We start from the raw sequence: 15,854 nt of genomic DNA, 5'->3' as shown, positions 1-15,854 counted from the left end.
CGATAGTCTGCGTACCCCGGGCCCCGAGAGAATGATCCCCACCGCGCATGGAAGAGAAGAAGCATCGACTTCTGAGCCGAACCGACCCCACGGCCGGCCCGGATTCCGAGGCCGCCGACACCGGGGCCGCCGACCGTCATGGTCGCACCGCCGACACCGGGGCCGCATCGAAGAAGCGTCTCAAGCCTGCCCGCCGCACACCGATGTCGCGGGTCTCGGTCGGATGGCGCATCGGCGCGACCGCGGTGGCCTTCGTCATCCTCACCTGCGGACAGTTCCTCAACACCAATGACTTCTTCCCGCTCGGCTCGCTCACCCAGTACGCCACGGCCAAGGATCTCAACGGGACCGTGAACTCTACGTGCATCGCCGCCGAGTTCCCCGGCGAGGACGAACGGCGTCGGCTCGGCTTCAACACCGCCACGGTCGGCATCGAACGCGGCGACATCGAATCCCAGATCGACCGGGTCGTCACCCACCCGGAGCTGCTGCAGACCCTGGCCGACTCCTATGTCCGCCTCCACCCCGATGAGCCGAAGCCGGAGACGATGATCCTCTGCCGCACCGTGACCCAGTTGGAGAACGGCCGCAGCGTCGGCGAACCCGAGATCAAGACCCTGGCGACCTGGGAGGTGCAGTGAGCGACTCCGCTGAACCCACCACGGGTACACAGCCCACGGGTACGCAGCCCACGGGTACACAGACCCTGACCACCGCCGAGGCGGAGCGCCGCAATCCGGTCCTGCGCTGGTTCATGCCCGAGATCCCTCTGGCCCGGGTCGCGGTCTTCCGGGTCTTCATCTACGTCTTCATCATCATCGATGTGCTCACGATCTCCGGGGACGTCATCCCGCACGGGTGGACCCCGGACCTCTACCAGCCGCTGTGGCTGGCCCGGTTCCTCCACCTCCCACCGGTCAGCGTCCTCGGCGCGCAGATTCTGCTGGCTTTCATCATCGTCTTCTCACTCCTCGCCGCCGCCGGGATCCTCCAGCGCATCAGCGGGTGGATCGTCGCGATCACCTTCGGCACGTGGATGTTCTACACCCAGGGCTACGGCTACGTCGCCCACGACCACATGGCTCTCGTCATCGCCGCCCTGGTGCTGCCGACGATCGGAATCGCACGGTTCCGCGAGGGACGGACCACCTCGACGCGGGCCGGTTGGGCCTTCCGCGTCGTGCAGGTCTCGGTCGTGCTCACCTACTTCTACTCGGCGGTGATGAAGTGGATCGCCTCGGGCAACATCGCCCACTGGGGCAACGGGGCCGTGATCATCTGGGCGCTGATGCGCCGCGGAGCCGAATGGTCGAAGCCCTTCCTCGAGATGCCCGGATTCCTCATCGCCGGGCAATGGGCGACGCTGGCCTTCGAGTTCCTCTCGCCGATCGCCCTGTTCGTCAAGGGCAAGTGGCTCTACGGCGTCGTCATCTTCTTCTGCATCTTCCACCTTCTGACCTACCTGGCGCTGGGCATCCACTTCCTGCCGACCGTCATCTGCTGGGCGGCGTTCCTGCCCTTGGAGAAGCTCGTGCCGAAACGATTCCGGAGCCTCGAGGGCTGAGCCTTCGCCGTGTTCGTGCGGGCTAAGCCTCCGCTGTGCCCGTGGCTGTGCTCGTGGCCGTGCCTGTGCCCGTGCGCAGGGTCTCGAGCACGCGGCGCACGGCCGCTCGGCGGGCGGTGTCGGGTCGCATCACCGCGACCACCCAGCGTTCGGTCGTCACCCCGGTCAGCGGGATGAGGGTGAGGCCCCTGCCCCGGGGCGTGGTGAAACGGGGCAGCAGTGCGAGGTGCTCGCTCGAGGCGACGATGGATTCGATGAGACGGTTGTCGCGGATGCGTTGGGTGACGTCGAGGGAGCGGCCCGTGATGTGCTCGATCGAGGTGAGGATCGTGTCGAAGGGGTAGCCGAGGGGCACGCCGATCCACGGTACGTCGACGACATCGGCGGGGCTCAGCTCGGTCCGGTCCGCAAGCGGATGGCTGTTGGAGAGGGCGACGTCGATGGGCTCCCTGGCCAGCGATTCGACGCTGAGACCGTCCGTTCCGGCGGGGCGTCGGGAGACGAGGCTGTGGGCGATGACGATGTCGTGATCGGAGCTCAGACCCGCGAACTCGTGTTCGGCGAGGTCGACGTCCGTGGTGTGCAGGGTGATGGCCGGGTTCGTTTCCCGCAGCTCTCTCAGCGCGCGGGGCAGCAGGTAGCTCAAGGCGCTGGGCAGGCCCGCGATGTGGACCTCTCCGCTGGCTTCGCCGAGGTAGCCCTCCCAGTCCGCCTGCACGCCGGCGATCGCGGTGGCCACGTCCCGACCGCCGGCGGCCAGCAGGCGCCCGGCAGCGGTGAGTCGAAGGCCGCGTCCTGCGGGTTCGGCCAGCGTGTGCCCGAACTCCCTGGTGGCGGCCTTGAGCTGCTGGGACACCGCGGAGGGCGTTCGGAAGGTGGCTGCGGCCACGGCGGTGATGCTGCCGCGTTCGTCGAGGGCGCGGAGGAGTTCGAGGTGCCTTGGGTCCATGGCTTAAGGCTAGGGGTGCGGGCAGCGATTGTGAAGTGTGGCTACATCATCGGGTTAGAAACAATCGATTGTGTTAATGGTCGGTGACTTCGAGAATGGGTTCATGACACTCAAGCACTGCCTTCTCGCCGCCTCGGTGGCGCTCATGTGGGGACTGAACTTCCTCGCGATCGATCTCTCGCTCGATCAGTTCCCGCCCTTCCTGCTCGCCGCCGTCCGCTTCGCCCTCCTGGCTGTGCCTGCGCTGCTGTTCGTGCCGAAGCCGGACGTGAAGTTCCGGTGGATCCTCGGCTACGGGGCCGGTTTCGGGCTCCTACAGTTCCTCTTCCTCTACTGGGCGATGGCCGCCGGAATGCCCGCCGGGCTGGCCTCGCTGGTCCTCCAGGCCTCCGGGCCCTTCACGGTGCTGTTGGGGATGACGTTCCTGCGGGAGCGGGTCCGCGCCTCGCAGATGGTCTTCCTGCTCGTGGCCATGGCCGGACTCGGCATCGTCGGCTGGCAGCGCCTGGACTCCTCGGCGAGCTTCCTGCCCTTCTTCCTCACCCTCGCCGGAGCCTTCGGGTGGGCGATCGGCAACACCTGCAACCGGCAGGCCCACTCCACCGAGCCGGTGAAGTTCACGATGTGGATGTCCGTGGTCCCGCCGGTGCCGATGTTCGTCCTCTCGCTCCTCGTCGAAGGACCGGAGCGGATCGGCCGGTCGTTCACCGGACTCGATTCGCCCACGGGTCTGCTCGGCCTCGCCGGCCTCGTCTACACCGTCGTCATCGCCACGGTTCTGGGATCGGGAATCTGGTCGTGGCTGATGGCCCGCAACCCGGCCGGCGTCGTCGCTCCGTTCTCGATGCTCGTGCCCATCGCCGGCATGAGCGCGGCCTTCGTCTTCCTCGGCGAGAGGGTCACCCTCGGTGAGCTGTGCGGTGCGGCTCTGGTCATCATCGGGGTGCTGGGGGCCGGGCTCAAGGCGGCGAAGGGAGCGAAGATCCTCGCCGCCGAGGTGGTGCCGGTCGACGAGACCGAACTTCCTCCGCCCGATTCCCGGGACGGTGCGGGCGACGGAGCCGAGGTCCCCGCGGGGACGCGGTAAAAACGTCCCCGCGGGTACACGATCACTCGCGTTCGACGGGCAGCCACAGTTCCGTCGTCGCCGTGCTGAAGTCCTCGGCGCGTTCGAGAACGGAGACGATCGATGGCCCCGGCCGCAGTCGCCAGGGGTTCGAGGGGAGCCATTCGGCGGCTGTAGCCGCCCACGTCTCCTGGAGCATTGCCGGGTAGGCTCCTGACGCGGTGAAGATCGCGCACGTCCCCGCGGGGACGTCGATGACATCGAGGTCTGCCGACGCCGAGGCGGTCGCCAGGACCGCGACCCCGTGCAGGTAGGTCAGCTCGGTGCCTTCGCGGTAGTCGGGGTCGACGCCGTCTGTGACCTGGAGGGGCCCGGCGGGCTCGGACTCCGAGAGTGACTTGAGACGGTGATGTTCGTCGACCGGGATCGTTTCGAGGAAGTCGCGGATGTGCGGATTGACTCCCTCGTGGATGAGCGGCACCCGCGCCGAGTGGCCGATGAGTGAGAATGCTGGTCTGTCGATGATTCTGGTGTCCATAGTTGTGTTCCCTTCGATGGTCAGGCGGAACCTGATCGATTGTTGACTGTGAAGGGGTCCACCGTTTCGTCTGGCTTCGGACGGACCGATGCCGTGCACCGAACGGAAGGCTCGGCCGAAGGCCTCGGTCGAACCGTAGCCGTATCGAACCGCCACGCTCAGCAGATCCTCGCCGGCGATGACCTCAGCTGAGGCGATCGTCATTCGCCGGCCGCGGACGTACTCCGAGAGCGGCATTCCGGCCAGCGAGGAGAACATTCGCCGCAGGTGGTACTCGGTCGTTCCGAGTCTCGCGGCCAAACTGCTGATCTCGATGGCCTCGGCCGGGTCGGCGGACAGGCTCGTCTCGATGATGTCGATGAGCGTGTTGAGTTCGGCGATCACGATCTCTCCCTTCGCTCATCCATGCTTCCGGAATGCGGGGTCGTCCCGCCCGACAATCTGTGCCCGATTCAATCATGCGTGCGACTTGGGCCTGGCGCATAGGCATGGGGACATGCACTCATCCGCACCCGACTCCCTCACCGCCGATGAGCTCCTGGCGTCCCCGCGGGGACGTTCTCTGGTGTTCGGGCTCGCCGGTCGACCGGTATGGGAGACGGATCCGCGGTGCCTTGCTGAAGGCGAACCGTGGAGCGACGCCGATCGTCGGTACATCGAATTCCGGCAGGCGGCAGGGGAAGCCCAGTCCTGCATCGATGCGCAGCGCGGGAACTCAGGTGTGACTTACACGTCCGGCTCAAAGCGTCCACTGCGGCGGGACCGCCCCGAAAAGCAGGACCTCAACGCGCTCATCGCCGAGGTGGTCGAGACACTCGGGGCCATCCGACCGCGCGAACCGACTCAGGCAGACCTGCGCGGCGCAATGACTGAAGTCATCGCCGGTGCGATGTACTGGCAGCCGCCGCATGCGGACGCACTCTTGGCAGGATTTCCCGCGGTGCGCCGAGCACTCCGGCCGTTCGCGGTGGCCCTCGTCGACTCCGGCCTCCTCGATTCCTGGCCGCACTCCGCGGTGGTGAGATCACAATGGGCACCGGCCGGGGACGATGAGGATCAACGGAACGGACTGCCCGCGGTGTTCACTGTGGATCCGGCAAACGGATCAGAACTCGCCGGAATTGCGCGAGCGGACATGGACGCGGTCGATGGCGCGGAGCCGTGGGCCACCTCGGCGGACCTGCTGCGACACTGGCTCGCCGACTCATTCGTCGCTGAACTCCGGTGGAGGCGAGAGTTCGCGAAGGGCCCCCACCAGCAGGTTTCCGGGGAGTGGGAGTCAGCTCCTCCGAACGACCTCTGGTCCTCGACCGGGACGTGGCCGGATGGGAAGCCGGTCGGTCTCGACCTCGTCGAGGATGACTTCGGTCTCGAACGGGCACGCGCCTGTCGCCTGCGGATCAATGACGACGCCCGGATTTATGAGATCCACCGCCCCGAGGACTGGGCGCAGCTGTGCCGCAGATTCCCACTCGACGTCACCGCGCAGCGCCGCCACGTGTGGTTCGAGACGACCGACCGGAAGGGCCTCTGGGTGATCCCGGACTGGGCTCGCGTGGCCGAGGAGTTCGACGGAATCCACGTCAGTCCCGCCGGCTATCTGCGCTCGGCGGGTGCCGTCATCGACGTCGGTGACGCGAGCCTCGTCGAGGAGTCACCGTCACGTCCGACGGTCGGCGATACGGATGACCGGGCGGCAAGTCTCATGGCGGGGTGGAATCCGGACACGATCTATTGGCTGAACGACGTCATCGCCGGAGTCGCAGAGGTGGTCGAATGGGTCTACGACAACGACGCAGATGCGTGGAGGCAGACGCCGACTGGCTGAGAGCCGAAACGTCCTCGCGGGGACGTGGCTTAGGCCTGCGGTGACAGGCTCGGTGCCTCACTGATGCCGAATCGGTTCTTCAGCGCACGGCGGGCGGCGAACCAGCCGTTCATGCCGTGGACGCCGGGCGCCGGCGGTGTCGCCGCCGAGCACAGGTAGGCACCGGGCACGCCGAGGCTGTAGTTGTCCCAGCTCGTGCGCGGCCGCGCCATCATCCGGTAGAACGACACCACGCCGGTGGCGATGTCCCCGCCGATGTAGTTCTGATTGTGCCCGGCCATCTCGGACGCGGGGATCGAATTGTAGGCGACGATCGTGTCGCGGAACCCGGGTGCGAAGCGTTCCATCTGGCGGATGATGTACTCGGCCGGGTCGAGCGGACAGTCGAAGGGCACATGACAATACGTCCACAGCGGCCGCAGCCCGTTCACCTCACGCGTGGGGTCGAAGATGGTCGGGTCGGAGACCAGGCAGACCGGGTGCTCGGGCATCCGTCCATTCATCACATCCGCCTCGGCGGCGGCCATCTGCGCGCGTGTTCCGCCGACGTGGATGGTTCCGGCCCGGTTGACGTTCGGATCCGCCCAGGGGACGGGTCCGTTGAGGACGAAATCGACCTTGGCCGCGGCATTGCCCTGTCTGAAGCCGCGCAGCGCCCGGTCGACGTGGGTGGGCAGCAGTCCGGAGAAGATCTGGGCTGCACCCAGCGCTGAGGTGTCGAGCAGATAGGCGCGGGCCGCCGGCATGTTCGAGACATGCTCGATGCGCGCATCCGCGGTGACGGTCCCGCCGTGAGCTTCGAGGTCGGCGACGAGGTGGTCGATGATCACCTGCGACCCACCGATGGGGGAGGGCCAGCCGGCGGCATGGGCCACGGTCGAGAGCATCGTCGCCGTCGCCGCCGTGCCCATGCCCGGCAGCCCGCCGATCGCGTGCGCGGCAACGCCGGTGAACAGAGACTGGGTGGATTCGTGCGAGAGCGGAATGTTCCACGCCGGGCTCGCCTGGGACAGCAATCGGAGACCGAACTTCACGACGTTGGCAATGCCGGGAACGTCGCGGAGGGTCTCGGGCACGGATCGTTTGTCGCCGAGAGAGAGCCAGATCGCGTCGTCGACGCGCTCGAGCAGCGGAGCGAAGAACCGGTGCCATTCGGGTCCGGCCGCGCCGAGGTGGTCGACCGTTTCCGCAAGATCGTGAAATGCCAGCGCGGCGGGTTTGCCGTCGAGCGGCTGCGCATAGGAGATGTCCGGGGTGGTCAATTCCATGCCTCGGGCACGGAGGTCGAAGTCGACGAAGAAGGGGCTCGAGATCGCGAGGGGGTGGACGGCCGAGCAGATGTCGTGGGTGATTCCCGGGGCCAGGCCCAGGTCGAGGGTGCGGGCGCCGCCGCCGATGGTGGGCTGAGCCTCGAAGACCTGCACGGACAGGCCCGCGCGAGCCAGGGTCACCGCCGCGGCCAACCCGTTGGGACCAGTTCCGACGACGACTGCATCAACCTCAGTGCTCATGGGGCCAGTCTAGGTCAGAGGACAGGCACGGGTGCTCGAGCTCTGTGTTGTCGACGACCCAGGTGGCGCGTTCCCAGGGTGAGGCCTCTGCGAAGTAGAGCCGTTGCCCGCCGACTGAACGTGGCCCTATGGTTTTTCGGTGCCGATAGCTGACGGCATGAATCGTGCTGGGAGTCGTGGGCCAGTGATCTCTTCTGTCCTGCAAGAATGCGAGTCTCTGTCCTGACGCACTGTGGGCTGTTCTAAAGGTGATAGTGGTCAACAGGATCTATTTGACGAAGTCCGGATTCAGCTTCGAAGCTGGAGTCAGCAAGATAATTTGCGTTCATTTCCAAAGGGGAACGCCATGTTCACGTGCGCTCTGAATCGACAGCCGAAGCCTCGGGTCACGCTGTCTTCACTGGTGAGGAAAAGGTCTGCGGCTCAGAGATGAAACACTTCATTCTCGTGGTCGCTGCCGCGGCCGCCACCTTTCTGATCGCGGCCGCAGCAACGGTACTCACGCACAAGCAGATCGACCCGACACTGGTTCTGACTTGGGTCTTCAATACGGCGCTCATTATGGGAATCGTCGAATACGCGTGGTACTCCCGAGCGCGGTCTGCCCATGACACCGACGACCTTCGAATGGGAGGTCGTACGAGTCCCCGCGCAGACCAGCAGCCGCCGCCATTCGACGAGGAATAGCCGGATCAGGGCCTCGATCTCGGGAGCGCAGAGGCCGCGTGGCTTGTGTTCAATTTCTGGTCCGGTGGGAAACATTCTTCTTCTTGTCGATGACAATCGTCACCAGCCCCAGAAGCAGGAGTCCTGAAACGGAACTGATCCAGGCACCAGCAGAGCCGAAGAACGCTGAAACGGCACCAAAGGCCACGAGGACTGCGGACAACGTCAGATACACGTGTCGGCGGCCTCTGAATCGTTCGTCCGTGCCCTCACCAGACGCGAGCACCAGAGCTATCAGCGCGCTCAGCACCAGCGGGGCGAACTGGGTGATCGGGACGACTCCTTCGATGACCGGCATGATGACACCGCACGTCAGATAGGCGCAGTTGGCGGCAAACAGCAGCACCATCCCGGCTCGATACTTCGTCTGTTTCACTTGCACCTACTTCCGTCGTCCGTTTGCCCTTCTCCCCGACGTCAAGAGCCTGGCTCAGGCCGGAGGAATCACCACCATTCCAGGGTTTCCCCGGACCGGTGGGGATGTCGTTCCACGCGTTACCGACCAAGTCAGAGCAGAGGCCGCCGCAACCGTTGAGTGTTCCCGATGGCAGTTCAGCTCAGCCGTGGAGTATCGAGATCGGCGTTGTCGATGAACCAAGTGGCGCGTTCCCACGGTGCTGCCTCGGCGAAGTAGAGCCGCTGCCCGCCGACGTAGCGGTGGCTCGCCTCGGATTCCGGATCTGAATCGCCGAGGTGGGGAAAGCGTTGGTTTCCCCTCGGCACGGACACTTCGAAGGGAACCTTGACCCAGATGCTCGCATCCCAGATCTCGCGCAGTTCGGGACGGTGGAGGAAGATGCCGTCGACGAGGAGGACACAGTCCTCAGGCAGGTCGAGCACCTCCGGCGACACCGGTTGATCCGCATCGACGTCCCAGACCGCCGGAGTGATCACCGCTCCCCGGCGGAACGGTGCCACCACCACGCGTTCAAAGGCTGCGTAGTCATAGGAGTCGCGGTAGAAGGACTCGGGGCCTCGGCCCGCGGCATAGCGAACCGCTCGGGGGTGGTGGAAGCCATCGATGCTCACCGAGGCGACCGAACGAGCGCACGCGCCCTCTGCCGCCAACCTCACAAGCTCCTCGGCGAGGACCGTTTTGCCCGCACCGTCGAGACCATCGACGGCGACGATGGCGCGATGCCCCGGTCGCACTTCACGGATCGCTGTGAGCAGGCGGCGAAGAACTGCTCGACGCGCACTCTTCATACCGACCAGAGTAGCCGAGCCGCACCCTGCGGTCTCGGCAGCACTCGGCAGTCTCAGTGGGACTCGGCGGTCTCAGTGGGACTGTGTGAACGCCTCGGTGCCGGGCACCGCCTCGGCGAGTTCACCCTTGAGGAATTCTGCAATCCGATCCGCGGCAGCGATCCGGCCGGCCCCGCGTTCGGTGTCCTCGACGCTCGGGTTGTAGTTCGTGTTCGTGTTGATGTCGTAGACGACCTGTCGGCCATCGAGGGTCTCGATGAACTCGATGCCGGCGATGTCGATGCCCAGCTGACTCAACAGCGTCTCTAGCCTGCCGACGAGGGGAGTCTGCGCGGTGATCTCCTCCCGGCGGGTGAACGGATCGACCGCAGATGCCGATGTGCCGGGCACCGCGCACGCGTCGGCCGGGCAGAGTTCGAAGGATCCCGCGGAGACATCGACGCGCACGGCATAGTGCAACCGGCCGCCGATGAACTCGGCGCGGGTGATGAAGGGCTGCGCGGGCTGCAGGTACTCCTGCACGAGGGTGATCCCGTCGATCGGCTCACTGGACCCGCCGGGAGCGAAATCGCCTGCCGCGGCATCGAGCTCGGCATGAGAGTCGAAGCGACGCACACCGAGGCCTTTGCCGCCCTGATTGTGCTTCGTGATGAATGGGGGAGTGAAGTCCTGTGCCGCCGCGGCGAGTCCGGTGCCGCCGAAGACCGCCGAGGTGCGAGGTGCGTCGAATCCGTGCGCGACCAACTCCTGGTGCTGGCGGACCTTGCTGACCTCGAGCTCGTAGACATGCGACGCATTGATCACCGTGCGCCCCGCCGCCTCGAGCCACGCGAGCACGGCACGTCCGTACTCCTTGACATGGGAATCCGTGCGGGTATGAGCTGACGCCGAGAGCCGGGACCAGAACAGACCCTGAGGCGGCTCCGCCGTGAGGTCGATCTGAGCCTCAGGCAGAAGCCATTCGACATAGTCGACGCCGAGACGCTCGAGTGCCTGCGCAAACGGGGCGATCCATTCGGGATTGTCATGGATGATGTAGACCGCGGGACCGTCCGCGACGGGAAGCAGCTGTGTGCTCATCGGTGATACCTCGCATCCTCCAGCGGCAGTGTCGGGTGACTGAGTACACCCGCACCTCTGATCTGTTCAACAATCTTAGTCCGGGTGGTCTTATCCATGCGAGGGAAACAGAATATGGACCGAGTGCGCCGGGGTCACGAAACGTCGTTGACCGCGTACGCCTCATCGAAGAACGCCAACTCCAGATCGACCGCCCGTTGCCAGATCCGTGCCAGTCTGTCTTGCGCCGCCACGGACTCCGAGTCATCACCGGTGGGAAACACGCGGTCGAGCTCATCGACGAGGAACTGCACCCAGGCGCGGAAGTCCGTCCCGCGGTGCAGTTCGATCCACCCGGCGTGGACGTCTCGTTCCGGCAGCGGATCCGAACGCTCACCCCAGTCGAGGTAGAGCCACTCGGCGATGACGAGGACGACAAGCAGATCCGGGTACGAAGCCGAGTCGACGACCTCGTCCATCAAGTCGCTGAACCCTGCGGTCGGGACGGTCAGCTCGGGATCAGCGTAGGCGGATTCGCCGACTCCCACCTCGGCGAAGGCGCGGACGAAGTACGAATCCTCATCGGCCACGAGGATTCCGAGCTGCTTGGCGAACCGCAGCTTCGGCGTCAACTCGTCGGCGTGGGCGACGCAGGCGCCGAGCATGGACAGGAACGATTCGAAGAACTGATAGTCCTGGATCAGGTACGTGCTCATCACGGCGTCATCGACGGTCCGCGCGAACAATTCGGTGACGAACCTGTGTCCGACAGCGGCGTCCCACGCCTCTGCGGACCGGGCTCTCAGGGCGGTCACGGGTCCGCCTTCGTTCAGCTCAATAGTGGTCATTGCCGTGTCCTCACTTCCTCCGCCGGTGCTCACCGGATCAGGTTCAAAGGGTCTGCTCTTCGCACTCTCAGCGCCGCTTCTCGGCGCTCCCCTGGGGTGATTCGAGCCTAACACCAGCGCCTTCGCTCAGGGTCTCTTCTCTGCGTCAGTGCCGCGGCGTAGACTCGCATCATGGCTATCGCAAAGCAGCCCGTGGTCGTTCTCGACGCTCCTGATGCAGGCGAACTCGCCAAGTTCTACGGCGAACTCCTCGACTGGACTGTCAACGTCGATGAGGACGGAACCTGGGCAGAGATCACATCCGACTCCTGGCCGCCGATCTGCTTCCAGCAGGTCGAGGACTATCACGCCCCCAGCTGGCCCAGTCAGGCGCACCCGCAGCAGATGCACATCGACGTCATGGTCGATGACCTCGACGTCGCCGAGGCGGCTGTGACTGAACTCGGGGCAGGAAAGGCGGCCGACCAGCCGGGGGAGACCTTCCGCGTCTTCCTCGACCCAGCCGGACACCCGTTCTGCCTGTGCCAGAACTGATGAACTGAGCCGTCGGGGGCCTAGCTCGCCCGGAGGGCCGGTGCCGACGACCCAGATGCTCGCGCCCGGACCTCAGGCGTGCTCGGCCTCGCTGTTGAGCTCCTCGGCGAGGTCCTTCGCCTCCTCCTTCGACGCTGCCGACGGGGTCGAACCCCACAGGGGACGACGATTGCTCTCCGGCACGAAGTGGATGGCGATAAGTCCGACGACTCCGGCCGCCACCAGGTAGACCGCCGGCCACATGAGGAACCCGGTCGCATTGATCAGCGTCGTCATGACGAACGAAGTGGTGCCGCCGAACAGCGAGATCGAGACATTGAACGCGATCGCCAGGGCACCGGCGCGAACCATCGTCGGGAACAGCGACGGCAGAGTCGAGGGCATCGTCGCGCTGAAGCAGATGAGGCTCAGACCCATCACTAGCAGCCCGAGGAAGACGACGACGTCATTGTGACCGCGGATGAGCCACAGGGAGGGGAACGAGAGCACGATGAGCGCAATCGAACCTGTTCTCACCACGGCCTTGCGTCCGACCTTGTCCGAGACCCGTCCGATGATCGGAATGAGACCCAGGCAGGCGGCCATGACGAGGATCTGCAGGATCTGCGAGGTCAGTTCGGAGACCCCGCCGCTGCCCTGGATGTCCTCGACCATCGGGAAATAGAGCGGCATGAACGAGGTGAGCATGTAGTTCGTGACGTTCCAGGCCAGGACCAGTCCGCAGCAGGCGAGCAGGTTCGGCCACAGGGCGAAGATCTTCTTGAACTCGCCCTTGGCATGATTCTTCTGCTCCTCCTGCTCCGACAGCCTCTCCATCTCCTTGTAGGCGGGAGTGTCGGCGAGCTTCGTGCGCAGGTAGACGCCGATGAAGCCGAGCGGCAGGGCGACGAAGAACGGAATCCTCCATCCCCAGGATTCGAGGAATTCCGGGGTGGACGCGGCCTGGATGATCGTGGCGAACAGAGCGCCGAGGACATAGCCGGTGAACGTGCCGACTTCGAGCAGGCTGCCGAGGAACCCGCGCCGCCGGTCCGGAGCGTATTCAGCGATGAAGGTCATCGCATTGCTGTACTCGCCGCCGGTCGAGAAGCCCTGCAGCAGTCGGCAGGCGAGCAGCAGGAACGGCGCCCACAGACCCACGGTCGCGTAGTCGGGGATGACACCGATGAGGAATGTGCCCGCGGCCATCATGATCATCGTGATCGCGAGGACCTTGTTGCGGCCGATCTTGTCGGCCAGGGGACCGAAGAAGAGACCTCCGAGGGGGCGGACGAGGAAGGCGACGGCGAAGAGACCGGCGACGATGATATGGCCGATGGGGCCCGAATCCTTCGGCAGGAAGATGCCCTCGATGACGACCGCCAGATAGCCGTAGACGCCGAAATCGTACCATTCGGTGATGTTGCCGATGGCCGCGGCGCCGATCGCCCGCTTGGTCACATCGGGCTTGGTCACGGTGATCTCTTCCGGACGCCACCGGCGCCGGACATTGTCTGGACCGAACATGTGCTTCCCTCCCTGCTGATGTCGTGAGAGGCACACGAGAACAGTCGTTCAGGGAACCGAGAATCATGCGCGGTCGAACCCGGCATGCCCCTCGCGATTGTGAAGATCGCTCGTGCGATCGTCCGAGTCGCCCCGACCGAAAGCACCACTCAAGGCTAGTCCTCTCAGCTCCTATGGCAAGTCCTCTTCCTCTTCCGGGATCTTCTCCGACCGCAGGAGCGCTGATCTCGCGGCTACAGTGAACCCATGCGCGTGCTCACTTCGTTTCACGAACTCTCACCCGTCCCCTGGGCCAACGGCGCCGGAGAGACGACCGAGCTGGTCTCGCTCGCCGACTCCGTGGCGCTGACCCCCGGACTGCGGCGCTGGCGGCTGAGCATCGCAGCACTTGAAATGCCAGGCCGGTTCTCCTCCCTGCCGGGGATGGCGCGATCGTTCCTTCCCACCGCCGAGGTGGTCCTCGAGATCGATGGACGTGTGCACCGGGTGGAACCGCGGCAGGTCCTCCGCTTCCACGGCGAGCAGGAGGTCACTCTCCTCGAACTGTCCCGCCCATGCCATGCGGTCAACCTCATGGTCGCCGATGCCGATGCCGATGCCGATGCCGATGCCGACGCTGATGCTGTGGCGAGCGGCGGTGCAGCGGCCGCGATGCGGCTCTCAATCGACAGCGATATCGACAGTGATGCTGCGGTCGGACGGCACCGCTTCGCCGTGACCCTCGACGAGGTCCCCGGATACTCTCGCTTCCAGCTGCTCGAACTCGAGGCCGCCGAGGTGTTGCCAGCGGGGCTCGGCGCGGTCATCCTGCACTGAGGCGATACCGACTCGCAGAGCTGCCGCGCACGGCGGGCTCCCGCGGCGACCTCGTACCCGTGATCCGAGCCTGAGGAAATGGTGCGAGTCGACTGTCCTCTGCGTCACACGAACCGACGTCCTTACTGGTCAGAGACGCCATTGGCGGTCGCGGCCATCAGCGGACTCTCAGCCTCGACGAGGGCGGGTCAGGGTGTCCGAACATTGCCGTCGCATACTGGTTCGAAGCACGGGCTTTTGGAGGAACATTGGCATCGAATCAGGGCGAATCAAACACACCGAACAAACGGGGAGACGAGCAGGGAACCACGGACGCTGAGAATGCAGCGCAGCACTCTCAGACGCTTCCGCTCATCACCGAGGAACTCGCCGCCACCCAGCACACCGGACAGTCCGGGGCCGACTCGACGACCCCGACCCAGCATGTGACGACCCCGGTGATGCCCCCGAATCCGATTCGCCGGGACGACGTGTCCCGAACCGCCGCGCTGTCGCGCACCTCCCCGACACCACCATCCGCTCATGCGGGCGACGCGGTCCAGACGGCCGAGGCCCAGCCGCAGGAGTCCGACGGCAAGGACGAGAAGAAGAGCGAAGGCCGGATCTCGGCCACGCAGCTGCTCGCCGGTGCCGGTGCCGCGGCCACCTCCTCGGTGATCGGCGGACAGCTCGGCGTGGCCGGCACCGTCGTCGGTGCCGGTGTTGCGAGCATCGTCACCGGTCTGGCCGTGACCCTCTACAGTCGCAGCCTCGACAAGGGCAAAGAGAAGATCAAGGAAGTCGGGCAGAAGCTCGCCCCGGCGGTCAAGGCCCAAGCCGGAGCCGTGAACCGGAGAACGGGCGTCGACGATGCGACCCTCGTCGACGCCCGACCCCTGAACGCGGCGGGCGGCCGACCGGCGGACGAGCCCGGGGGAGGGACCGCCTCGGCGGAATTCCCCGCAGCCGCTGCCGCCGGAACCGAGCCCCAGGACTCCGAGCCGGCAACGGCGGTCGACGACGACGATGAGACGCAGTCCTGGTGGCAGAAGCTGCGGCGCAAGCGGGTGCTCTACCCGCTGACGATCGGCGTTGCCGCCTTCGGCATCGGCCTCGGCGCAGTCGTCATGGCCGAATCCTTCACCGACGCCGACATCTCTCCGGGCACATCGGAGATCTCCCGCTCTGTGTCTGGGAACTCGAGCAGCGGCGACGAGACCGGGACAAGCGAGGACGGCGGCAGCTCCGCAGATTCGGGATCGTCCGGTTCAGGATCCGGCTCGGGAGAGAACGCGAATCAGGGCGGTAGCGAGAACTCGACGTCGAGCGAGGGAGAGTCCACCTCGGCGGGTGAGGACACCTCAGGGTCGACGAGCACCGGCGAACAGGCCGAACAGGGCACCGACGCAAGCTCGAGGTCGAATGCGGACACCAGCGGATCGACCACATCGGAGGGATCCAGCCAGGGCAGTACCGACTCGTCCAGCGGCGGCACCGACTCCTCGAGCGGAAGCTCGAGCTCCTCGGGATCGTCCTCGGCCGGTGGGTCGTCCTCGAGCTCCGGGTCCGGCAGCTCCGGATCCTCGGGGTCGGGCAGCGGTTCCGGCAGCGGCTCGGGAGGCTCCGGCAGCGGCTCCGGCGGCGGAAGCGCGGGCGGCTCAGCCTCGGCGCAGGGGTGAGCTGATCGACTCCGGATTCGGGAATGAGGGCAGGGTGGCCTTGGT

At 65.8% G+C, this 15,854-nt stretch carries 16 protein-coding genes and 1 riboswitch; of the genes, 8 read left to right on the top strand and 8 right to left on the bottom strand.

The features are described 5' to 3' along the window. Window positions 1-47 precede the first annotated feature (47 nt). The gene (locus ACH82I_RS07590; protein ID WP_413336535.1) at window positions 48-641 is read left to right on the top strand and encodes a hypothetical protein; all 594 of its coding nucleotides are present in this window, start codon (window positions 48-50) and stop codon (window positions 639-641) included. After that, entirely contained in the window at window positions 638-1,564 is a 927-nt protein-coding gene (locus ACH82I_RS07585; RefSeq protein WP_413336534.1) for a hypothetical protein, read from the top strand. The genes ACH82I_RS07590 and ACH82I_RS07585 overlap by 4 nt, the downstream gene beginning before the upstream one ends. A 22-nt stretch (window positions 1,565-1,586) precedes the next feature. On the opposite strand, the gene ACH82I_RS07580 is transcribed toward ACH82I_RS07585, so the two are convergent. After that, window positions 1,587-2,513, bottom strand: a complete 927-nt coding sequence (locus tag ACH82I_RS07580) for a LysR family transcriptional regulator (protein WP_413336533.1) — start codon at window positions 2,511-2,513, stop codon at window positions 1,587-1,589. Between the two features lie 103 nt (window positions 2,514-2,616). Between ACH82I_RS07580 and ACH82I_RS07575 the strand changes: the two genes are divergently transcribed. After that, on the top strand, window positions 2,617-3,600 hold the full coding sequence (locus ACH82I_RS07575; protein ID WP_413336532.1) for an EamA family transporter: 984 nt from the start codon (window positions 2,617-2,619) through the stop codon (window positions 3,598-3,600). Window positions 3,601-3,622: 22 nt separating this feature from the next. Here the strand turns inward: ACH82I_RS07575 and ACH82I_RS07570 are convergent, their stop codons facing one another. Continuing rightward, entirely contained in the window at window positions 3,623-4,501 is an 879-nt protein-coding gene (locus ACH82I_RS07570) for an AraC family transcriptional regulator (RefSeq protein ID WP_413336531.1), read from the bottom strand. A 112-nt stretch (window positions 4,502-4,613) separates the two neighbouring features. Here ACH82I_RS07570 and ACH82I_RS07565 point away from each other — a divergent pair, with 112 nt between their 5' ends. Continuing rightward, window positions 4,614-5,945 carry a hypothetical protein gene (locus ACH82I_RS07565; protein WP_413336530.1) on the top strand — a complete coding sequence of 444 codons (1,332 nt, stop codon included), beginning with the start codon at window positions 4,614-4,616 and terminating at the stop codon, window positions 5,943-5,945. Window positions 5,946-5,974: 29 nt separating this feature from the next. On the opposite strand, the gene ACH82I_RS07560 is transcribed toward ACH82I_RS07565, so the two are convergent. Next, the gene (locus ACH82I_RS07560) at window positions 5,975-7,456 is read right to left on the bottom strand and encodes a phytoene desaturase family protein (protein WP_413336529.1); all 1,482 of its coding nucleotides are present in this window, start codon (window positions 7,454-7,456) and stop codon (window positions 5,975-5,977) included. A 429-nt stretch (window positions 7,457-7,885) separates the two neighbouring features. On the opposite strand from ACH82I_RS07560, the gene ACH82I_RS07555 reads away from it, so the two are divergent. Then, on the top strand, window positions 7,886-8,143 hold the full coding sequence (locus ACH82I_RS07555; RefSeq protein ID WP_413336528.1) for a hypothetical protein: 258 nt from the start codon (window positions 7,886-7,888) through the stop codon (window positions 8,141-8,143). Between the two features lie 49 nt (window positions 8,144-8,192). Here ACH82I_RS07555 and ACH82I_RS07550 read toward each other — a convergent pair whose 3' ends face one another. From ACH82I_RS07550 to ACH82I_RS07535, 4 genes are all read right to left on the bottom strand, one after another. Further along, window positions 8,193-8,558 (bottom strand): hypothetical protein, encoded by a 366-nt coding sequence (locus ACH82I_RS07550; RefSeq protein ID WP_413336527.1) that lies wholly within the window; start codon window positions 8,556-8,558, stop codon window positions 8,193-8,195. A 176-nt stretch (window positions 8,559-8,734) separates the two neighbouring features. Next, window positions 8,735-9,388, bottom strand: a complete 654-nt coding sequence (locus ACH82I_RS07545; protein WP_413336526.1) for a uridine kinase — start codon at window positions 9,386-9,388, stop codon at window positions 8,735-8,737. 72 nt (window positions 9,389-9,460) lie between these two features. After that, a complete protein-coding gene (locus tag ACH82I_RS07540) occupies window positions 9,461-10,468 on the bottom strand; it encodes an ATP-grasp domain-containing protein (protein WP_413336525.1) in 1,008 nt (335 codons plus the stop codon). A 134-nt stretch (window positions 10,469-10,602) separates the two neighbouring features. Continuing rightward, on the bottom strand, window positions 10,603-11,295 hold the full coding sequence (locus ACH82I_RS07535; protein WP_413336524.1) for a TenA family protein: 693 nt from the start codon (window positions 11,293-11,295) through the stop codon (window positions 10,603-10,605). Beyond that, window positions 11,292-11,398: riboswitch (TPP riboswitch) on the bottom strand. It overlaps the preceding gene by 4 nt. A 68-nt stretch (window positions 11,399-11,466) precedes the next feature. Here ACH82I_RS07535 and ACH82I_RS07530 point away from each other — a divergent pair. Then, window positions 11,467-11,829 carry a VOC family protein gene (locus ACH82I_RS07530; protein ID WP_230747979.1) on the top strand — a complete coding sequence of 121 codons (363 nt, stop codon included), beginning with the start codon at window positions 11,467-11,469 and terminating at the stop codon, window positions 11,827-11,829. Between the two features lie 72 nt (window positions 11,830-11,901). Here ACH82I_RS07530 and ACH82I_RS07525 read toward each other — a convergent pair whose 3' ends face one another. Next, window positions 11,902-13,335: an MFS transporter gene (locus tag ACH82I_RS07525; RefSeq protein WP_230747977.1), complete on the bottom strand. Its 1,434-nt coding sequence runs from the start codon at window positions 13,333-13,335 to the stop codon at window positions 11,902-11,904. A gap of 246 nt (window positions 13,336-13,581) precedes the next feature. Between ACH82I_RS07525 and ACH82I_RS07520 the strand changes: the two genes are divergently transcribed. Next, complete coding sequence (locus ACH82I_RS07520; protein ID WP_413336523.1) at window positions 13,582-14,151, top strand: HutD family protein; 570 nt, start codon at window positions 13,582-13,584, stop codon at window positions 14,149-14,151. 248 nt (window positions 14,152-14,399) lie between these two features. Next, window positions 14,400-15,809, top strand: coding sequence for a hypothetical protein (locus tag ACH82I_RS07515; protein WP_230747973.1), 1,410 nt, complete (start codon window positions 14,400-14,402; stop codon window positions 15,807-15,809). Window positions 15,810-15,854: the final 45 nt, after the last annotated feature.

The sequence above is a fragment of the Brevibacterium sp. GP-SGM9 genome (genome assembly GCF_047300845.1).
Taxonomy (GTDB): domain Bacteria; phylum Actinomycetota; class Actinomycetes; order Actinomycetales; family Brevibacteriaceae; genus Brevibacterium.
This window is presented reverse-complemented; position numbering and strand designations above follow the sequence as displayed.